Source organism: Belnapia arida (genome assembly GCF_016773205.1).
Classification (GTDB): Bacteria; Pseudomonadota; Alphaproteobacteria; order Acetobacterales; family Acetobacteraceae; genus Belnapia; species Belnapia arida.
In genome coordinates this window covers 222,091-238,933 of record NZ_JAETWB010000002.1, presented here as the reverse complement: position 1 = coordinate 238,933, position 16,843 = coordinate 222,091, and the positions used below count along the sequence as shown (strand labels likewise).

12 protein-coding genes are annotated in these 16,843 nt (G+C 72.6%); 7 read left to right on the top strand and 5 right to left on the bottom strand.

What is annotated here, in order from left to right:
• Positions 1-10: 10 nt before the first annotated feature.
• Genes JMJ56_RS08110 through JMJ56_RS08100 form a run of 3 tightly spaced genes read left to right on the top strand, consistent with a single transcriptional unit; the run spans position 11 to position 2,255 of the window.
• Positions 11-487 (top strand): ureidoglycolate lyase, encoded by a 477-nt coding sequence (locus JMJ56_RS08110; RefSeq protein ID WP_202831119.1) that lies wholly within the window; start codon positions 11-13, stop codon positions 485-487.
• Complete coding sequence (locus tag JMJ56_RS08105; protein WP_202831118.1) at positions 487-1,413, top strand: polysaccharide deacetylase family protein; 927 nt, start codon at positions 487-489, stop codon at positions 1,411-1,413. The genes JMJ56_RS08110 and JMJ56_RS08105 overlap by 1 nt, the downstream gene beginning before the upstream one ends.
• Positions 1,410-2,255, top strand: coding sequence for an NHL repeat-containing protein (locus tag JMJ56_RS08100; protein WP_202831117.1), 846 nt, complete (start codon positions 1,410-1,412; stop codon positions 2,253-2,255). The genes JMJ56_RS08105 and JMJ56_RS08100 overlap by 4 nt, the downstream gene beginning before the upstream one ends.
• Before the next feature lie 66 nt (positions 2,256-2,321).
• Here JMJ56_RS08100 and prfB read toward each other — a convergent pair.
• Positions 2,322-3,453 (bottom strand): peptide chain release factor 2 gene (gene prfB, locus JMJ56_RS08095; protein WP_202831116.1). Its coding sequence is split into 2 segments (ribosomal slippage): positions 2,322-3,383 and positions 3,385-3,453, totalling 1,131 coding nucleotides; the frame shifts between segments, so codons are not numbered across the junction.
• A gap of 157 nt (positions 3,454-3,610) precedes the next feature.
• Here prfB and JMJ56_RS08090 point away from each other — a divergent pair.
• The 3 genes from JMJ56_RS08090 to JMJ56_RS08080 all read left to right on the top strand — a co-directional run bounded on the left by JMJ56_RS08090 (position 3,611) and on the right by JMJ56_RS08080 (position 7,026).
• Positions 3,611-5,173, top strand: coding sequence for a DUF1800 domain-containing protein (locus JMJ56_RS08090; protein WP_202831115.1), 1,563 nt, complete (start codon positions 3,611-3,613; stop codon positions 5,171-5,173).
• A 12-nt stretch (positions 5,174-5,185) separates the two neighbouring features.
• Positions 5,186-6,415, top strand: coding sequence for a DUF1501 domain-containing protein (locus JMJ56_RS08085; protein WP_202831114.1), 1,230 nt, complete (start codon positions 5,186-5,188; stop codon positions 6,413-6,415).
• Positions 6,416-6,654: 239 nt separating this feature from the next.
• Positions 6,655-7,026, top strand: coding sequence for a hypothetical protein (locus JMJ56_RS08080; protein WP_202831113.1), 372 nt, complete (start codon positions 6,655-6,657; stop codon positions 7,024-7,026).
• 212 nt (positions 7,027-7,238) lie between these two features.
• Here JMJ56_RS08080 and JMJ56_RS08075 read toward each other — a convergent pair whose 3' ends face one another.
• Positions 7,239-9,776: a penicillin-binding protein 1A gene (locus JMJ56_RS08075; RefSeq protein ID WP_202831112.1), complete on the bottom strand. Its 2,538-nt coding sequence runs from the start codon at positions 9,774-9,776 to the stop codon at positions 7,239-7,241.
• Between the two features lie 96 nt (positions 9,777-9,872).
• Positions 9,873-11,021, bottom strand: coding sequence for an N-acetylmuramoyl-L-alanine amidase family protein (locus tag JMJ56_RS08070; protein WP_202831111.1), 1,149 nt, complete (start codon positions 11,019-11,021; stop codon positions 9,873-9,875).
• Between the two features lie 864 nt (positions 11,022-11,885).
• On the opposite strand from JMJ56_RS08070, the gene JMJ56_RS08065 reads away from it, so the two are divergent.
• Positions 11,886-14,837, top strand: a complete 2,952-nt coding sequence (locus JMJ56_RS08065; protein ID WP_202831110.1) for an Rne/Rng family ribonuclease — start codon at positions 11,886-11,888, stop codon at positions 14,835-14,837.
• A gap of 68 nt (positions 14,838-14,905) precedes the next feature.
• Here the strand turns inward: JMJ56_RS08065 and JMJ56_RS08060 are convergent, their stop codons facing one another.
• Both JMJ56_RS08060 and JMJ56_RS08055 read right to left on the bottom strand, forming a co-directional pair.
• Positions 14,906-16,111 carry an MFS transporter gene (locus JMJ56_RS08060; RefSeq protein ID WP_202831109.1) on the bottom strand — a complete coding sequence of 402 codons (1,206 nt, stop codon included), beginning with the start codon at positions 16,109-16,111 and terminating at the stop codon, positions 14,906-14,908.
• Complete coding sequence (locus tag JMJ56_RS08055; RefSeq protein WP_202831108.1) at positions 16,108-16,809, bottom strand: ArsR/SmtB family transcription factor; 702 nt, start codon at positions 16,807-16,809, stop codon at positions 16,108-16,110. The genes JMJ56_RS08060 and JMJ56_RS08055 overlap by 4 nt, the downstream gene beginning before the upstream one ends.
• Positions 16,810-16,843 lie beyond the last annotated feature (34 nt).

Genomic DNA, 16,843 nt, shown 5'->3' with positions numbered 1-16,843 from the left:
ACAGGTGCCGATGATGATCCTGCGGGCCGAACCCCTGACCTCCGCCGCCTTCCTGGCCTTCGGCGAGGTGATCGAATGCCCGGACATCGCGGGCCGCACCTATTTCGAGGATGCGCTGGCCAATCACCGCCCCCATGCCAGGCCCAGCATCTCGCTCACGGTGAAGGACAAGCCGGCCACGATGCCGCTGCGCTCCACCACCATGGAGCGGCACGAATTTTCCTCGCAGAGCTTCATCCCCCAGCAGGCCGGCCGCTGGCTCGTCATCGTCGCGCCACATGCGAAGGATGGCGGCCCCGACATGGCCCGCGCCCGCGCCTTCCTCGCCGGGCCGATGCAGGGCGTCACCTTCGGCGCCAATGTCTGGCACCACCCCTTCACCGTGCTCGACGCGCCGGCCCGCTTCGTCATCACCATGTGGCGCGACGGCAGCAAGGGCGACGAGGAATTCGCCGAGGTCCCCGAATTCACCGTGGAACTGCCCTGATGCCCTATGAGGTGCGGCGCGACTTCATCGGCTACGGCGCCAACCCGCCCGACCCGCAATGGCCGGGCGGCGCGAAGCTCGCCGTCAATTTCGTCATCAACTACGAGGAAGGCTCCGAGCCCTCCATTGCCTTGGGTGACGGCTATACCGAGAACGGCCTCACCGAATCCTACGGTGTGCGGCAGGTGACGAAGGGCCGCGACCTCGCCGCCGAGGGCATGTTCGAATATGGCAGCCGCGTCGGCTTCTGGCGCCTGACGCGGCTGTTCCAGGAGCGCGGCCTGCCGCTCACCATCTTCGGCTGCGCCCTCGCGCTCGAGCAGAACCCCGAGGCGGCGGCGGCCATCCGTGCCGCCGGCTACGACGTGTGCAGCCATGGCTGGCGCTGGGTGAAGCATTTCGAGCTGTCGGAGGCGGAGGAGCGCGAGCACATCGCCCGCGCCGTCGCCAGCATCGAGCGCACCACCGGCGAGAAGCCTGCTGGCTGGTACTGCCGCTACGGGCCGAGCGAGAACACCCGCCGCCTCGTTATCGAGCATGGCGGCTTCCTCTATGACAGCGACTACTACGGCGAGGAACTGCCCTTCTGGTTGACGGTGGAGGGCCAGGGCCACCTCGTCGTGCCCTACTCGCTCACCAACAACGACGGGAAATACGCCGGCTGGATGGGCACCGGCGACCAGTGGTTCTCCTACATCCGCGACGCCTTCGACATGCTGCTCGCCGAAGGCCGCGCCGGCCGGCCGAAGATGATGTCCGTCGGCCTGCACCAGCGCCTGATCGGCCACCCCGCCCGCGCCATGGGCCTGCAACGCGTGCTCGACCATATGATGCAGCAGAAGGATATCTGGATCGCCCGGAGGCTCGACATCGCCCGCCACTGGGCCGCCACCCATCCCTATTCCGGCCGGGGCCTGAACGAATGACGCCCCTGGTCGTAGCACTCGGCGAGCGGCGCTACCGCATCGAGCGCCCCTGGGGCGACCTGCCGGAGGGGCCCGGCCGCATCAGCGACGTCGCCTGCGACGCGGCCGGCAACGTTCTCGTCCAATACCGCACGGACCCCTATGTGGACCCGGAGGCGGCGGCCATCATCGTCCTCTCGCCGGAGGGCCGGCGCATCGGCGCCTGGGGCGCCGGCGAAGTGGCGGACGGGCACATGGTCTCCGTCCACCCCGATGGCCGCGTCTTCGTCGTCGACCGCGACGCGCATGAGATCATCATCTTCTCGGAGACGGGACAGCGGCTCGGCGCCCTCGGCAAGCGCCACGCACCGGGCGAGCCCTTCAACGCCCCCTGCGACATCGCCTTCGCCCGCGACGGCAGCAGCTACGTCGCCGATGGCTACGGGAATTCGCTCGTCCACCGCTTCGCCGCGGACGGCACGCCGCTCGGTGCCTGGGGCCGGCCTGGCCAGCGCAACGGCGAGTTCGCCACGCCGCATTCCGTCTGGGTGCTGGGGGATGGCCGGGTGCTGGTGGCGGATCGGGAGAACAACCGCGTCCAGGTCTTCACCCCCGAGGGCGTGCATCTGCTCGATGTGCGCGATCTGCACAAGCCGATGGATGTGCATGGCGGCCCGGATGGCAGCTTCTACGTGACGGACCAAACCCCCCGGCTCAGCCAGTTCAGCCGCGAGGGAAGGCTGATCGGCCGCTGCCGTCCCGTGCTGAACGGCGCCCATGGCATGTGGTGGGAACCCCGTAGCGGCATCATCTACCAGAGCGAGCAGAACCCCAATCGCCTGACCCGCCTAGTCCCGATCTAACGTGAGGGTTCCAAGGGCCCTTCGGCCCTTGGTGGGGGAGTATGAGGGGGCAAAGCCCCCTCAGCCTTACCTCGCCGCCGCCGATGCCTCCGACCGCGTCGCGCCCACGCGCGAGGCCAGCGCCGCCGCCATGAACTCGTCGAGGTCGCCATCCAGCACGGCGGCCGGATTGCCCTTCTCGACATTGGTGCGCAGGTCCTTCACCAGCTGGTAGGGCTGCAACACGTAGTTGCGGATCTGGTGCCCCCAGCCGATATCCGTCTTCCCCGCCTCGATGCCCGCCGCCACCGCCTCGCGCTTCGACAGCTCCAGCTCATACAGCCGCGCCTTCAGCATGTTCATGGCGATGGCGCGGTTCTTGTGCTGGCTGCGGTCCTGGGTCGAGGCCGCGACGATGCCGGTCGGGATATGGGTGAAGCGCACGCCGGATTCGGTCTTGTTGACGTGCTGCCCGCCGGCGCCGGAGGCGCGGAAGGTGTCGGTCTTGATGTCCGCCGGGTTGATGTCGATCTCGATCTTGTCGTCCACCACCGGGTAGACGTAGACGCTGGCGAAGCTGGTCTGCCGCTTGTCGTTGCCGCCGAAGGGGCTGATGCGCACCAGCCGGTGCACCCCCGTCTCGGTCTTCAGCCAGCCATAGGCGGCAGGGCCGGTGACCTGCAGGGTGGCCGACTTGATGCCTGCCTCCTCGCCGTCCGACTGTTCGGTCAGCGCCACCTTGTAGCCATGCTGCTCGGCCCAGCGCTGGTACATGCGCAGCAGCATCTCGGCCCAGTCCTGCGCCTCGGTGCCGCCGACGCCGGCATTTACCTCGAGATAGGCGTCGTTCTGGTCGGCCTCGCCGGAGAGCAGGCTTTCGATCTCGCGCCGCTTGGCCTCGATGGCCAGCGCCTGGAGATCGGCGACCGCGGCATCGGCCGTCGCGGCATCGCCCTCCGCCTCGGCCAGCTCGATCAATTCCAAAGCATCGGCGACGGCCTGCTCCATCCGCCGCACGCCCTCGGTCTGGTCGGCCAGGCGCGAGCGCTCCCGCATCAGCTTGTTGGCGGCCTCGGCATCGTTCCAGAGGCTCGGGTCTTCCGCCCGGGCGTTCAGCTCATCGAGGCGGCGAAGGGCGGCATCCCAGTCAAAGATGCCTCCTCAGCAGGGACACCGAAGCGGTGATCTGCTCGTTCAGGGATTCTGCATCAGCGCGCATGGCCGGGCGATTAGGCCAAGCCGGGCAGCCTGTCCAGCCCGTGGGCATGGACAGGATAAAGAAGAGAAGTTCATTCGACCTTGGTCATACCCCAGGTGTAGGATCTGCCCTGAACGGAAGCGGCCCTCGGGGCCGCGCATGGAGGGCCCACCGGGCCATGACAGCCGCCGCGCCGATCGACCTCGCCACCGCCCACCGCATCCTGGCCCGCGCCAGCTATGGCGCCCGGCCGGGCGAGGCGGAGGCGCTGGCCCGCACCGGCCTCGCCGCCTGGCTCGACCGCCAGCTCGCCCTGCCCGCCGCGGAGCCGGCGGTCGAGGCGCGGGTCGACGGGTTGCTCATTCCCATCCGCTACGCCGCCGGCCCCGGCGAGCAGATCCTCGATGAGCACCGCCCGCCCGCCACCCTGCGCCAGTCCCAGGCGGAGCGCTGGCGGCTCGGCGAATTCCGGCCCGGCCTGCGCATCCCGCCGGCAGAGCGCGAGCGCCCGCGCCTGGAGCTGACCCTCGCCACCCTGCTCCGCCGGACCGCCGCCGAGGCCCAGCTCCGGGAGCGCCTCGCCGAATTCTGGCACGACCATTTCAACGTCGCCTTCCAGGCCGACGGCCGCGTCGCCGCCTCGCTGCCCGACCACGACCGGCGCATCCGCGACCACGCCCTCGGCTCCTTCCGCGCCCTGCTGGAGGCGATGGCGACCAGCCCCGCCATGCTGCTCTACCTGAACAACCAGAGCTCCCGCGCCGGCGCCCCCAACGAGAACTATGCGCGGGAGCTGCTGGAGCTGCACACGCTCGGCCGCGCCGCCTATCGCGGCAGCGCCCGCACCGCGCGGGACGTGCCCCGCCTGCCGGATGGCCGCCCCGCCTTCTATGTCGATGCCGATGTCTGGGAGGCCGCGCGGGCGCTGACCGGCTGGAGCGTCGCCGGCGGCCAGGCCTTCGACGGCGCCCGCGCCCTGCCGCGCACCGGCGAGTTCGCCTATGTCGCCCAGTGGCACGACCCCTACCAGAAGCATTTCCTCGGCCAGGACCTTGACCCCTTCGCCCCCGCCATGGCGCATGGAAGGGCGGTGCTGGACGCGCTCGCCGCCCACCCGGCGACGGCGCGCTTCCTCTGCACCAAGCTCGCCCGCTTCCTGCTCGGCGACCCGCCCCCCGCCGCCGCCATTGCCCGCGCCGAAGCCGCCTGGACGCGCAGCCTCGGCCGCGACGACCAGATCGCCCGGACGGCGCAGGCTTTGCTGACCGGCCCCGAGGTCCTGGACCCCGCGCTCAGCCGCACCCGCCGCCCCGTCGATGTCATGGCCGCGGCGGTTCGCGCGCTCGACATCCCATTCGCGCCCAACATCGCGCTGATCGGCCAGCTCGCCACGGCCGGGCAGCTTCCCTTCGGCTGGGTGCCCCCCGATGGCCAGCCGCTCGACGCCGCCCCCTACCTCGGCGCCACCGCGCTTCGGGCCCGCTGGCAGATGCTGCTCAACCTCGCCCGCAACGGCAGCGGCACCGGCCTCTCGCCGCATTACGCGGAACTCGCCAAGGCTCCGGCCGAAGCCGTCGCCCACCGCCTCGCCGCGCTGTCGCTCGGCCCCGCCGGAGCGCCGGTGGCCGAGACCGTCGCCGGCGTCTGGGCCGCCGCCGGCCGCAACTCCCGCCCGGCCCCGGGCGAGGTCGCCGAGCTGGCCGGCTGGGTGCTCAACGCCCCCGCCTTCCAGATCGCCTGAAGGAGAGAGGCCATGCCCATCCTGCTCGGCCGCCGCCACCTGCTCCGCGCCGGCCTCGGCGCCGCCGCCCTGCCCGGCCTCCGCAGCCTCGCCTTCGCCGACCAAGGGGGCGCCGACCAACGGGGAGCCCCGCTGCTCGTCCTCGTCAACCTGCGCGGCGGGATGGACGGGCTGCACGCGCTCTCGCCCGCCGACGATGCCGATTTCGTCGACCAGCGCGCGGAAAGCCTGCGCAACCCGTCCGCCGGCCCGCAGGCCGGGCTCCGCCTCGACGCCTCCGCCACCGTGGATTTCCGCCTGCACCGCGAGGCCGCGCCGCTGGCCGAGATCTGGCAGGACCGCCGCATGGCGATCTGGCCCGCCGCCGGCGTGCCGCAGGCGACGCGCAGCCATTTCGAGGCCCAGGCCATGATGGGCCTCGGCCAGGGCCTTCGTGCCGAGCGGGGCGGCGGCACCGGCTGGCTCGCCGCCTGGGCCGCCGGCGCCGCCCCCGCCGGTGCGGACGTCGCCGCGCTCTCCGCCCAAGGCGGGCTGGCGCCGGAACTGATGGGCGGGCAGCACAGCCTCGCCATCGCCGGGCTCGGCGACGGCCTGTCATCGCCCGGTGGAGCCTTTGGCGACGCCATGCTGGAGGCGCTCTACCGCCGCGGCCACGGCCCCGCCGCGGCGGCCGGGCAGGAGGCGCTGGCCGGCCTTCGCAGCATCGACCGGCTGCTGCCGCGCGATGCCGAGGGCAAGCTGCTCGCCTATGCCCCCGCCGCCGGCGTGGATTACGGGCCAGGCCGCGAATTCGGCCGGGCGCTCGCCGTCGTCGCCCAGACCGCGAAGCTGAATCCCGCCCTCATCGCCGCGACCGCCGATCTCGGCGGTTGGGACACGCATGAGGCCCAGCCAGGCCGCTTCGCCGATCGCATGCGCGTCCTTGCCCGCGGCCTCGGCGCCTTCGATGCCGACATGGCCGGCCTGCCGCGGCGCTGGACCGTGCTGGTGGCGAGCGAGTTCGGCCGGCGCCTGCGCTCCAACCGCAGCAACGGCACGGATCACGGCCGGGCGGGGGTGATCCTCGCCTTCGGCCGTGGTTTCGGCCTCGGCCGCCGCTTCGGTGACTGGCCAGGCCTCACGCCGGATGCGCTGGACGAGGGCGTCGACCTGCGCGTCGCCACGGACTACCGCGCCGTCTTCCGCACCGTCATCGCCGACCTAGCGCCGGGCGCCCCGCCGCCACCCTTCGCCCGGAGCTGAGCGAGGGCGGACGGGCCCCGGGGCCCTTAGGTGTTGCCTGAGCGATGACGAGCTGATATAGGTATTTTATCCCAGATAATGCTCGGCCGATATACCGCTGCGGCCGCTTCAGCAGGCGCTTCGCATCGCACCGGCAAGCATTGCCGAAGCAATACCAGTCTCCTGGACGGTCAACGGCCCGGTCGAAGCCAGCAACTCCGCCGCGCCCCATTCGATAAGAAGGGATCAGGGAGAAAATCATGCCGAATGGGATAGCGGATTCCGCCTTTTACTGGACCTTTGCATCGCCGGCCGGAGACCAGTGGACCGGGGTGACGGTCGCCGACGAGCCCTATGCCGAGCTGGGCCAGATATTCTCCTCGCCCTACGGGCCGGAATACGGGACCTACACCATCACCAACGTCTTCGACTACGGCATGGAGACCGGCCACCAAGAGGGGGTGACCTGGGTGTCCAGCTACTTCGACCCGATCACGGGCGGGGTCTACGAGCCCTACTACTACAGCCAGGGCCTTCCCGGCACGCTGTCCGGCCTGGGGACGGAGGTGGACTACGTCCTCGTCGACGGGGGCTGGAACGATTTCGGCCAGGGCGGCTACCTCCTGGCCTGAGGGCCTGAGGCGTGCCACCCGCCTAAATCCCTCAACCCTTCAAGACGTACGGCAGGCCCCAGGCAAATCAGCCACTTGCGCTTGCCGCGCTTGAATAATTGAGACGGGCCGGAACAAACTCCGATCGGGTGAAATCACCTGGTCGGAGCAGTTTGCCCGTCCAAACAACAGGCCAGAGCGGGATCCGTGAGCCGGTACGAACGGAAAATGCTCTAGTAGAGCCCGCCCAGCCCCCGGTCCAGTCCCACGGCCGTTCCCCGTGCCGGATCCTCCTCCGGCGGCCGGGCTGCGTTCTCGGTGCCCGGCCGGAAGGCCTCCATGATGCTTTGCCCGTTGCCCGCCTGCATCCGCACCAGCGCGACGCCCGGCGGCGCGCGGAAGGGTACCGGCGGGCTGCCCTGCAACGCCGCCCCCAGCACATCATGGAAGATCGGCGCCGCATTGCCGCCGCCCGTCTCGCCATTGCCCAGGCTCCGCGGCTCGTCGAAGCCCATCCAGACGGCGACGACGATGTCCGGCGTGAAGCCGACGAACCAGTTGTCGACATAGTCGTTCGTCGTGCCGGTCTTGCCGGCGATCGGCCGGTTGAGGCCTTTCCCCGCTGCCGTGCCGGTGCCGCGCTGCACCACGCCCGTCAGCAGGTTGACCATCTGGTAGGCCGCGATTGGATCGGTGATCTGCCGCCGGTTGTCCACCAGCTCCGGCGGCCCCTCGCTTGGCGAGGTGGCATTGCAGGCCGCGCAGGCCCGCGTGTCGCTGCGCCAGATCACCCGGCCGCGCTGGTCCTGCACGCTGTCGATCAGCGTCGGTGCCACCTCGCGTCCGCCGTTGGCGAAGGCCGCATAGCCGGCCGCCATCCGCAGCACCGTCGTCTCGCCCGAGCCGAGCGACATAGCAAGATACCGCGGCATGTTGGGGATGACGCCGAAATCCGCCGCCGTCTTCGCCACCTTGTCCATGCCGACGTCCTGCGCCACGCGGATGGTGACGAGGTTCAGCGACTTCTCGAGCGCGGTGCGGATGGAGACGTAGCTGTTGCTGACGCCATCGCCATAGTTGCCCGGCCGCCACACGCCCTGCGGCGTGTTGATTTCGATCGGCGCGTCGAGGAAGCGCTGCGTCGGCGGGATGCCGGCCTCCAGCGCCGGCAGGTAGACGAAGGGCTTGAAGGAGGAGCCAGGCTGCCGCTGCGCCTGGGTGGCACGGTTGAACTGGCTCTTCTCGAAGGACCAGCCGCCGGCCATGGCCAGCACGCGCCCGGTGCTGGGGTCGAGCGCGACGATGGCGCCCTCCACCTGCGGGATCTGCCGCAGCGCCAGCCGCTCCGCCCGCGCCGGCGCGCGGCCCTGCGCCGGCTGGCCCGGTTGCACCTCGACGAGGACGACATCGCCCGGCGCCAGTACATCCTGCATCCGCCGCGGCACGGGGCCGAGCCGCCCCTCGCCGAGCGCCCGCCGCGCCCAGGCCGACTCCTCGATCGGCATGGTGCCGGTGCGCGGCTGCGCCGGCCCGCGCGGGTCCGGCCGCTCGATCCAGCCAAGCCTCGCCTCGCGGTCCCTGACCTCGAGTGCTACGGCGAGCTTCCATTCGGGCAGCGCGCCGCCCGGCCGCTGGGCGGCTTCCAGCGCCGGCAGCCATTCGGTCGGGCTCGCGGAGATCTTCGCCACCGGTCCGCGGAAGCCGCCGCGCCGGCGGTCATAGCCGAGCAGCCCGGCGCGCAGCGCGCCCTCGGTCGCCGCTTGCAGGGACGGGTCGAGGCTGGTGCGGACGACGAGGCCGCCCGCCGTCGTCTGCTCCGGCCCGAAGCGCGTCGAAAGCTCCCGCCGCACATCCTCGGTGAAGTACTGGCCGACCGGCAGCACCTCGGGCCGCCTCACCGGGCGGGGGATGATGGGCTCGGCCTTGGCCGCCGCCGCCTCGGCCGGGGTGATCGCCCGGTCCTCGGCCATGCGGTCCAGCACCCAGTCGCGCCGGGCGCGCGCCGCCTCGGGGAAGCGCATGGGGTTGTAGTTGTTCGGCCCCTTCGGCAACACGGCGAGGAAGGCGCTCTCGCCAAGCGTCAGCTCGTCGAGCCCCTTGTTGAAATAGGCCTGCGCCGCCGCCGCCACGCCGTAGGCCTGGTAGCCGAGGAAGATCTCGTTCAGGTACAGCTCGAGGATGCGGTCCTTCGGCAGCGTCTCCTCGATGCGGATGGCGAGGATCGCCTCGCGCAGCTTGCGCGTCAGCGTGCGGTCGGCGCCGACCAGCATGTTCTTCGCCACCTGCTGGGTGATGGTCGAGGCGCCGCCGAGCCGCCGCCCGCTGCCGTAATTCTCGACCGCCGTCAGCACCGAGCGCAGGATGCCGATCGGGTCGACGCCGTGATGCTCCCAGAAACGCTGGTCCTCGGCGCTGACGAAGGCCGCCTGCAAGGGGCGGGGGATCGCCTCGATGGGCACGAAGACGCGCCGCTCGGTGGCCAGCTCCGCCAGCAGCCTGCTGTCGGCGGCATAGATGCGCGACATCTGCGGCGGCTGGTAATCGGCCAGCCAGCGGTAATCGGGCAGGTCGGCCGCCACCTGGCGATAGAGCCCGTAGCCGGCCACCGCCCCGCCCGCCAGGCCGACGGCCAGCAGCATCAGCAGCCCGCCGAAGACGCCGCGGAAGGGTGTCCGCCGCCGCTTCTTCTCCCTGGGCGGCGGGTCGCGCGGCGGCGGGGGCGGCGGCGCGATGTCGAGGGCGGGCTCGGGGCGGTAATCAGGCGGCGACATGGCGGTCCCAATACAGCGTCGCGGGGCGGGCGGCCACGCAACCAGGCGAGATATAGGCCCCCGGCCCGCCGCCGCCACGCAGAAGTGCGGCCTGCCTCAGCCTCCTGCCACCACCGCGCCGGACGCGCCGAGGAAGCCGTGGATCGCCTCCGCCAGCGCCGTGGCGACCTTGGCCCGGTGGCTCGCCCGGTTCAGCGCCGCCTCGTCCTGCGCGTTGGACAGGAAGCCCATCTCCACCAGCGCCGCCGGCACGTCGGGCGCCTTCAGCACGACGAATCCGGCGCGCCGGTGGGTATTCGGCAGCAGCGCCATCTCGCCCTCCAGCGAGTCCACCACCAGCCGTGCCATCCGCTCCGAGCCGGCGCGCGTCTCCTGCCGGATCAGGCTGAGCAGGATGCGCTGCACCTCGGGCGAGACGCTCGGCAGGCGGAGGCCGCCGTTGCGGTCCGCCTGGTTCTCCCGGCGGGCGAGGCCGGCCGCCAGGCTGTCCGTCGCCGTCTCGGAGAGGGTGTAGACGCTTGCCCCTCGCGCCCCCGGCGCGCTGTCGGCATGCAGCGAGAGGAAGAGCGCCGCCTCCCGCCGCCGCGCCATCTCCACCCGGCTGCCGAGCGGGATGAAGACGTCGCGCCCGCGGGTCAGCGCCACGCGGCAGCGGCCGGCGGCCTCCAGTTGGCGCTTGAGTTCCAGCGCCGCGGCGAGGGTGATGCGCTTCTCATGGGTGCCCTGCCTGCCGATCGTCCCCGGGTCGCGCCCGCCATGCCCGGCATCGAGCATCACCAGCGGCAGCGGGCCGCGCGGCGGCAGGGCTGCGGTGGCGAGCGGCCGGCCATGGGCGAGCCGGGCGAACTCCTCCGCCGGCCCGGGCCGCAGCCTGATGATGAGCTGGCCCGGCGCGGCCGCCACCTGCGGCGCCGCGACCGGCCCGGCCAGCGCCAGGATGAGCGTCTGCGTGCCGCCGCTGCCTTCGCGCCGTGCCTCGGTGACGAGGCCGGCGCCGGACAGCCGGGCCGGGCCGCGCCAGCGCTGGTTGGGCAATTCGACCACTAGCCGCGCCGGGCGCAGCGTCGCGGAGACGCGCCAGGCGATGCCCGGCCCGATGGGCAGGGTGATCCGCGTCTCGCCCCGCGCCGCGCTGAGCTGCGCCTGCGGCGCCGCGGCCTCGGCGAGGCCGGGCAGAATCAGTCCTGCGGCGCCGGCGATCAGCCCGCGCCGCCCCAGCCGAAACCGGCCATCCCCTTCGGTCATCGATGCCACGCCCCCCAGCGTTGCGGCGCCAATCTAGCCTCCGGCCAGTAGCGGGTGAAGCCGCATCGCCGGGCATTGCCCCCTTCTAAGGCGTCGTTATGACCAGAATACGGGCGATGCCACCACTGGTGGTGCAGATGACGGTTGCGTCAGCCTTGTGGAAGCGAAACCCCTCCCTTATGGTGCCTTGCCCCGGCGGCGCCCGCTGTCGGCGGAGGATTACGGCGCTTCCGCGCCTGCAGGCCATGGACCGGACCGGTCCGCCGGGCCTGCGGTGCGGTTCGCGGCAGTCCGGCATGGGGGGCGGTAGCCGCCTCCGCGTTTCGCCGGGCCGCCACCCGCCACGGTTCCCCGACAGGCCCCTGGGTCCGCCCTGGGGCATGGCGTCGGTGGGGCTGCCCGGGACGCCGCCTTCGTCGCCATGCGGGACGTGTCGCGTGCGGACCCTTGGCGCCCCTTTCCAATCCTTCGGGGCGTCCCTGGTGCAAGCGTGGCCGACGTCGCCCCAGCCCCGTCCCGCGGGTCTGGCACCGGGGGCGCGAACCCTGGGGTGCCGCCCTGGGCCGATGCCTTGCGCCGCTTTCGGCGCGGCGGCAGCCCGGGCCCCGGCCCCCGCCGGAGGAGGATGGATGGGCGCATGACGCTCGTGCCCTGCCCCCGCGATTGGCCGCATAGGGCGCCGATCAGCGGGAGGATGCAGGTCACCAGGATCGAAGCCCGGTGGACCGGAGAGGAGGGCCGCCAGCGTGTGGCCCCCCGCTCCGCGATAGCGGGCCGCGTCGCGCCATCCCTCGCCTTCGGGTCACGCCACCCCGATCCGCCGTGCCGCACCCCGGTGCCGCGCGGCGTGGAGCCACCGCTTCGATGACAAAGCGCATGCTGATCGACGCATCCCACGCGGAAGAGACCCGCGTGGTGGTGCTGGACGGCAACCGGCTGGAGGAATTCGACCTCGAGGCCGCGAGCCGACTGCCCCTCAAGGGCAATATCTACCTGGCCAAGGTGGTCCGGGTTGAGCCCAGCCTCCAGGCCGCCTTCGTGGAATATGGCGGCAACCGCCACGGCTTCCTCGCCTTCAGCGAGATCCACCCCGACTACTACCAAATCCCCGTCGCCGACCGGCAGCGGCTGATCGAGATGCAGGCCGCCGAGGCGCGCGAAGAGGAGGAATCGGAGGAGCGCGAAGCCGCCCTCGCCGATGCCCTGGAAGCCGCCGCCGTCGAGCCCGAAGCGGCCCCCGAGGCCCCGCCGGCCGAGGCCGTTGCCCCCGAGGCGGAGCCGACAGCCGAAGCGGAACCGGCCGTTGGAGTCGAGGCGGATTTGGCCGCCGAGCCCGCGGCGGAGCCGCCGTTCCCGGAGGCGGACCCGCCCGCCGCAGCGGAGCCTGCTGCCGAAGCCCCCGCCTCCGGCAGCCCCATCGAGATCGCCGCCGAGGCCCGCTTCGAAGCTGCGCCCGAGCCGGCCTTGGCGCCCGCCCCGGGCGAGGGTGAACAGCCCGAGCTTTCCATCCCCGTTGCCAACGGCGCCCTTCCCAACGGCCATGACCACCGGGCCGAAGAGGACAACGAGGAGGACGAGGACGCCCCCGCCCCCGAGACCATCGGCGGCGAAGGCCCGGAAGAGGTCTCCCGCGAGCGGCGCATCCCGCCCCGCTTCCTCCGCCACTACAAGATCCAGGAAGTCATCCGCCGCCGGCAGATCATGCTGGTCCAGGTGGTGAAGGAGGAGCGCGGCACGAAGGGTGCGGCGCTCACCACCTATATCTCGCTCGCCGGCCGTTTCTCCGTGCTGATGCCGAACTCGCCCCGCGGCGGCGGCGTCTCCCGCAAGATCACCTCCGTCACCGACCGCAAGCGCCTGCGCGAGGTGATCGACGAACTCAGCCTGCCGGGCGGCATGAGCCTCATCGTCCGCACCGCCGGCGCGCAGCGGCCGAAACCCGAGATCCGGCGCGACTGCGAATACCTGTTGCGGCTCTGGGACAACATCCGCGACCGCACCATGGCCTCCACGGCGCCCGCGCTGATCTACGAGGAAGCCGACCTCATCAAGCGCTCCATCCGCGACGTCTATGCCCGCGACGTCGAGGAGATCCTCGTCGATGGCGAGGACGCCTTCCAGGAGGCGCGCGAGTTCATGCGCATGCTGATGCCGCAGCATGCCAGGAAGATCCAGCTGTTCCGCGACGGCGGCCTCTTCGCCCGGCACCAGGTCGAGGCGCAGCTCGACGCAATGCACTCGCCGATGGTCCAGCTCCGCTCCGGCGGCTACCTGGTCATCAACCAGACCGAGGCGCTGGTCGCCATCGACGTGAACTCCGGCCGCTCCACCCGCGAGCGGCATATCGAGGACACGGCGCTCCGCACCAACCTGGAAGCCGCCGACGAGATCGCGCGCCAGCTCCGCCTGCGCGACCTCGCCGGCCTCATCGTCATCGACTTCATCGACATGGAGTCGGCCAAGCACGACGCCATGGTCGAGCGCCGGGTGAAGGAGGCGCTGAAGCATGACCGCGCCCGCATCCAGGTCGGGCGCATCAGCCATTTTGGCCTGCTGGAGATGTCGCGGCAGCGGCTCCGGCCCTCGCTGACCGAGACCACCTTCGTCACCTGCCCGCATTGCCAGGGCCGCGGCCAGGTCCGCAGCCTAGAGAGCAGCGCGCTGCAGGTGCTGCGCGGCATCGAGGAGGAGGCGGCGCGCCGCCGCTCCGCCGAGATCTGCGTCCATGTCGCCTCGCAGGTCGCCTTCTACCTGCTGAATCGGAAGCGCGAGCGTCTGCAGGCGATCGAGGCACGCTTCGGCATGTCCGTCGTCTTCGAGCCGGACGACACGCTGATGCCGCCTGCCTTCCGGCTGGAGCGACTGCGCGCCGCCGAGCCGGGCCGCATCCCCGAGGCGCCCAGCGCGCTCCGCATGGACTACGCCCCGGAACCCGAGCCGGAGCCCGAGGCGGAAGTCGAGGCTGAGGCCGAGGCCGAGGAAGCCGTCGAGGCCGCTGCGCCGGCCGAGGCCAGCGAGGCCGAGCGCGCCGAGGCCGAGCGCCAGGGCGAGCGCCGCCGCCGCCGTCGTCGCCGTCGCGGCAATGGCCAGCGGGGCGAGGGTGCCCAGGCGAACGGCCAAGCCGAGGGCGACAGCGAGGAGGAAGGTGAGAGCGAGGAGGAGCAGGCCGAAGCGCCTGCCGCCGCCGAGCCTCTCCCCGAGGCCATCGCCGCCGCCGAGGCTGTCGCCGTCACGGAGGAGCCTGCCGAGACGGCAGGACAGCCCGACGCCGAGGGCGAGGGCGAGGGCGGCCGCGATGGCCCCCGCCGCCGCCGCCGCGGCCGCCGTGGCCCACGGGCCGGCACCCCGCGCGAGGGCGAGGAGGCTGCTCCGCAGGAGGCCGAGCCGGCCCCGAAGCCGCGCTACACCGGCCCGACCCCGGCCGATCCCTTCGCCGGCCATGTCGACGACATCATGGCCGCGATGGAGGCCGCCGAGGCTGCGGCCGAAGCGGCCGCCGCGGCCCGCCGCTCGGCCCGCGCCGCCCCGCCGCCGGCACCCGAGCCGGCCGCCGAGGTTGCGCCTCCGCCGCCGGAGTCCGAGGTTGAAGCCGCCCCGGTCGTGGAAGCGCTGGTCGTGGAAGCGCCTGTCGCCGACGCTCCGGTCGCCGCAGCCCCGGAGCCGGCGCCCGAGCCAGCGCCGGAGCCCGTCGCAGCCGAGCCCGCTCCGGTGCCGGAGCCGGAGCCCGAAGTGGTGCAAGGGCCCGTCATCCAGCCGGTCAGCGTCGATGCGCTGGATGAGGCAGCCCCGAAGCGGCGAGGCTGGTGGCGGCGATAAGCCAGGATCGAGGAGGGCAGAGCCCTCCTCGATTTCGTCCCGCCAGAGACCGAAGGGCCTGAAGGAGTTCAGCGCCGGGGCGGTGAATCGGCGCCGGTCAGGTAGCCGGCGAGGCCCAGGGCCAGCGCGCCCGCCAGGGTAGCGAAAGCCACGGGCCAAGCCGTGCCGGCCGGGGCGGCTGCCACGGCCCACCCGGTCATCGCCGGCAGCGCGGCGCTGCCCAGCGTCTGCGCCAGGTTCACCGTCGTCGCCCCGCGCCCGACCAGATGGTCGGGAAAGAGCGACCGCCCCTGCGCCACCACCACCACCGGGTAGCAGCTCAGCAGGCAGAGCAGCACCAGCAGCCCCGCCGCCACCGGCAGCGGCGCCTGCGGCCAGAGGGCGAGCGCCAGCAGCACCAGCACGGCCCCGCCCGCCATCCCCGCCACCAGCCATTTCCGCGTGTTCAGCCGGCGCTCCAGCGGCCCGACGCCGAGCAGGCCGAGCACCAGCGCCAGCCCCATCGCCCCAAGCACCGCGCCGCGCGGGCCGGGGGCCAGGCCATGCACCTCGGACAGGTAGGGTCCGGCCCAGACCGCCAGCACCGTCGCCATCGCCGCATAACCGACAAGGTGCATCGCCAGCACCGGCAGCAGCCCCGGCGTGGTCCAGACGGTGAGCTGGCCGCGGAGCGCCCCGGCCAGCGTCTCGTGGGGCCGCGCAGGTGCTGGGCGGTCCGGCGGGTCATCGCGGACCCAGCCCCACCACAACGCGGCAAGGCCGAGGGTGAGCGCGGCCGAGAGCGCGTAGGCCCCACGCCAGCCCAGCGGCGAAGCCGCCCAGGCGAAGGGGGCGCCGGCCAGCAGGATGCCGATCTGGCTGAAGGCGAAGACTCGGGCGAGGGCCGTCGTCAGCCCCTCGCCGGCATGCCAGCGGGCGCAGAGCACCACGCTCGCCATGAAGGAAGCGGCGCAGCCGAGGCCGAGCAGGAAGCGCCCGGCCAGGAATGAGGCCGCATCCGGCGCCAGCCCCTGCGCAAGCGCCCCCGCCGCCGCCGGCAGGCTTAGCGCGGCGACGGTCAGGCGCGGGCCGATGCGGTCGAGGGCGAGGCCGACCGGGATCTGCAACACGAGCAGCGCCAGGAAGAAGGCGCCGTTCGCCGCGCCGAGCAGCCCCGGCCCGGCGCCGAGGTCGCGTGCCAGCTCCGGGCCGATGACGCCGAGCGCGGCGCGGTGGAACTGGCTGGCGCTGGTCATCAGCGTCAGCGCCAGCAGCAGGCGCGTCCCGGGGCTCATGCGGCGATGCCGAGCGCCTCGCCGAGCCGCCGTGCCCCTTCCGGCGTCATGCGCAGGCGGCGGCGGGCGAGCGGGTCGCCCTCCCGCTCCGCCGGGATGCGGGTGAGCCAATGGCGGCGCAGGCAGCAGGCGGCGATCTCCCGCCCGAGGCCGCCGGCCAGATGGGCGCGGCGCTCCGACCAGTCCATGCAATCGCAGGCGAAGCGTCGCGCGGTGCGGGCCGCTGCCAGGTCGACGCCCATGGCGGTGAGACCGACCTCGCCTGCTTCCGTCGCCACCCAGCCCCCGGCTGTCGGGACGATCCAGCTCTGGCCGGTCAACCCCGCATGCAGGGCGACGCCGAGGCGCCCGGCCAGATGATCGTAGCAGAGCCGGGCGGTGCGGAAGGCCTCGCCATGCGGCCAGCGTCGCGCCGGGGAGACGGCTTCGGTGAGGCCGCCGAGGGTTTCCAGCATCGCCGCCACCTCCTCCGAGGCCAGGCGATGATAGCGGTGCCGCCCTTGCGGATGGACGGCGATCAACCCGCCCTTGACGAGGCGGCCGAGATGCGCGCTCGCCGCCGGGGCGCCGATGCCGGCGACGCGGGCCAACTCGCTGGCGGTCAGCGCTTCGCCCGAAAGCAACGCCGTCAGCATGGCGGCCCGTGCCGGGTCGGCGAGGAGGACGGCGGTGGCGGCGAAGGCGGCGGGGCTGGTCATGACTCCAAGCCTAGCGCGGATCGTGGCTTGGTGC

Bases quoted from the DNA above. Each gene is read 5' to 3' on its own strand.
- JMJ56_RS08110 (WP_202831119.1), top strand. From the start codon at position 11: ATGATGATCCTGCGGGCCGAACCCCTGACCTCCGCCGCCTTCCTGGCC.
- JMJ56_RS08105 (WP_202831118.1), top strand. From the start codon at position 487: ATGCCCTATGAGGTGCGGCGCGACTTCATCGGCTACGGCGCCAACCCG.
- JMJ56_RS08100 (WP_202831117.1), top strand. From the start codon at position 1,410: ATGACGCCCCTGGTCGTAGCACTCGGCGAGCGGCGCTACCGCATCGAG.
- JMJ56_RS08090 (WP_202831115.1), top strand. From the start codon at position 3,611: ATGACAGCCGCCGCGCCGATCGACCTCGCCACCGCCCACCGCATCCTG.
- JMJ56_RS08085 (WP_202831114.1), top strand. From the start codon at position 5,186: ATGCCCATCCTGCTCGGCCGCCGCCACCTGCTCCGCGCCGGCCTCGGC.
- JMJ56_RS08080 (WP_202831113.1), top strand. From the start codon at position 6,655: ATGCCGAATGGGATAGCGGATTCCGCCTTTTACTGGACCTTTGCATCG.
- JMJ56_RS08075 (WP_202831112.1), bottom strand. From the start codon at position 9,776: ATGTCGCCGCCTGATTACCGCCCCGAGCCCGCCCTCGACATCGCGCCG.
- JMJ56_RS08070 (WP_202831111.1), bottom strand. From the start codon at position 11,021: ATGACCGAAGGGGATGGCCGGTTTCGGCTGGGGCGGCGCGGGCTGATC.
- JMJ56_RS08065 (WP_202831110.1), top strand. From the start codon at position 11,886: ATGACAAAGCGCATGCTGATCGACGCATCCCACGCGGAAGAGACCCGC.
- JMJ56_RS08060 (WP_202831109.1), bottom strand. From the start codon at position 16,111: ATGAGCCCCGGGACGCGCCTGCTGCTGGCGCTGACGCTGATGACCAGC.
- JMJ56_RS08055 (WP_202831108.1), bottom strand. From the start codon at position 16,809: ATGACCAGCCCCGCCGCCTTCGCCGCCACCGCCGTCCTCCTCGCCGAC.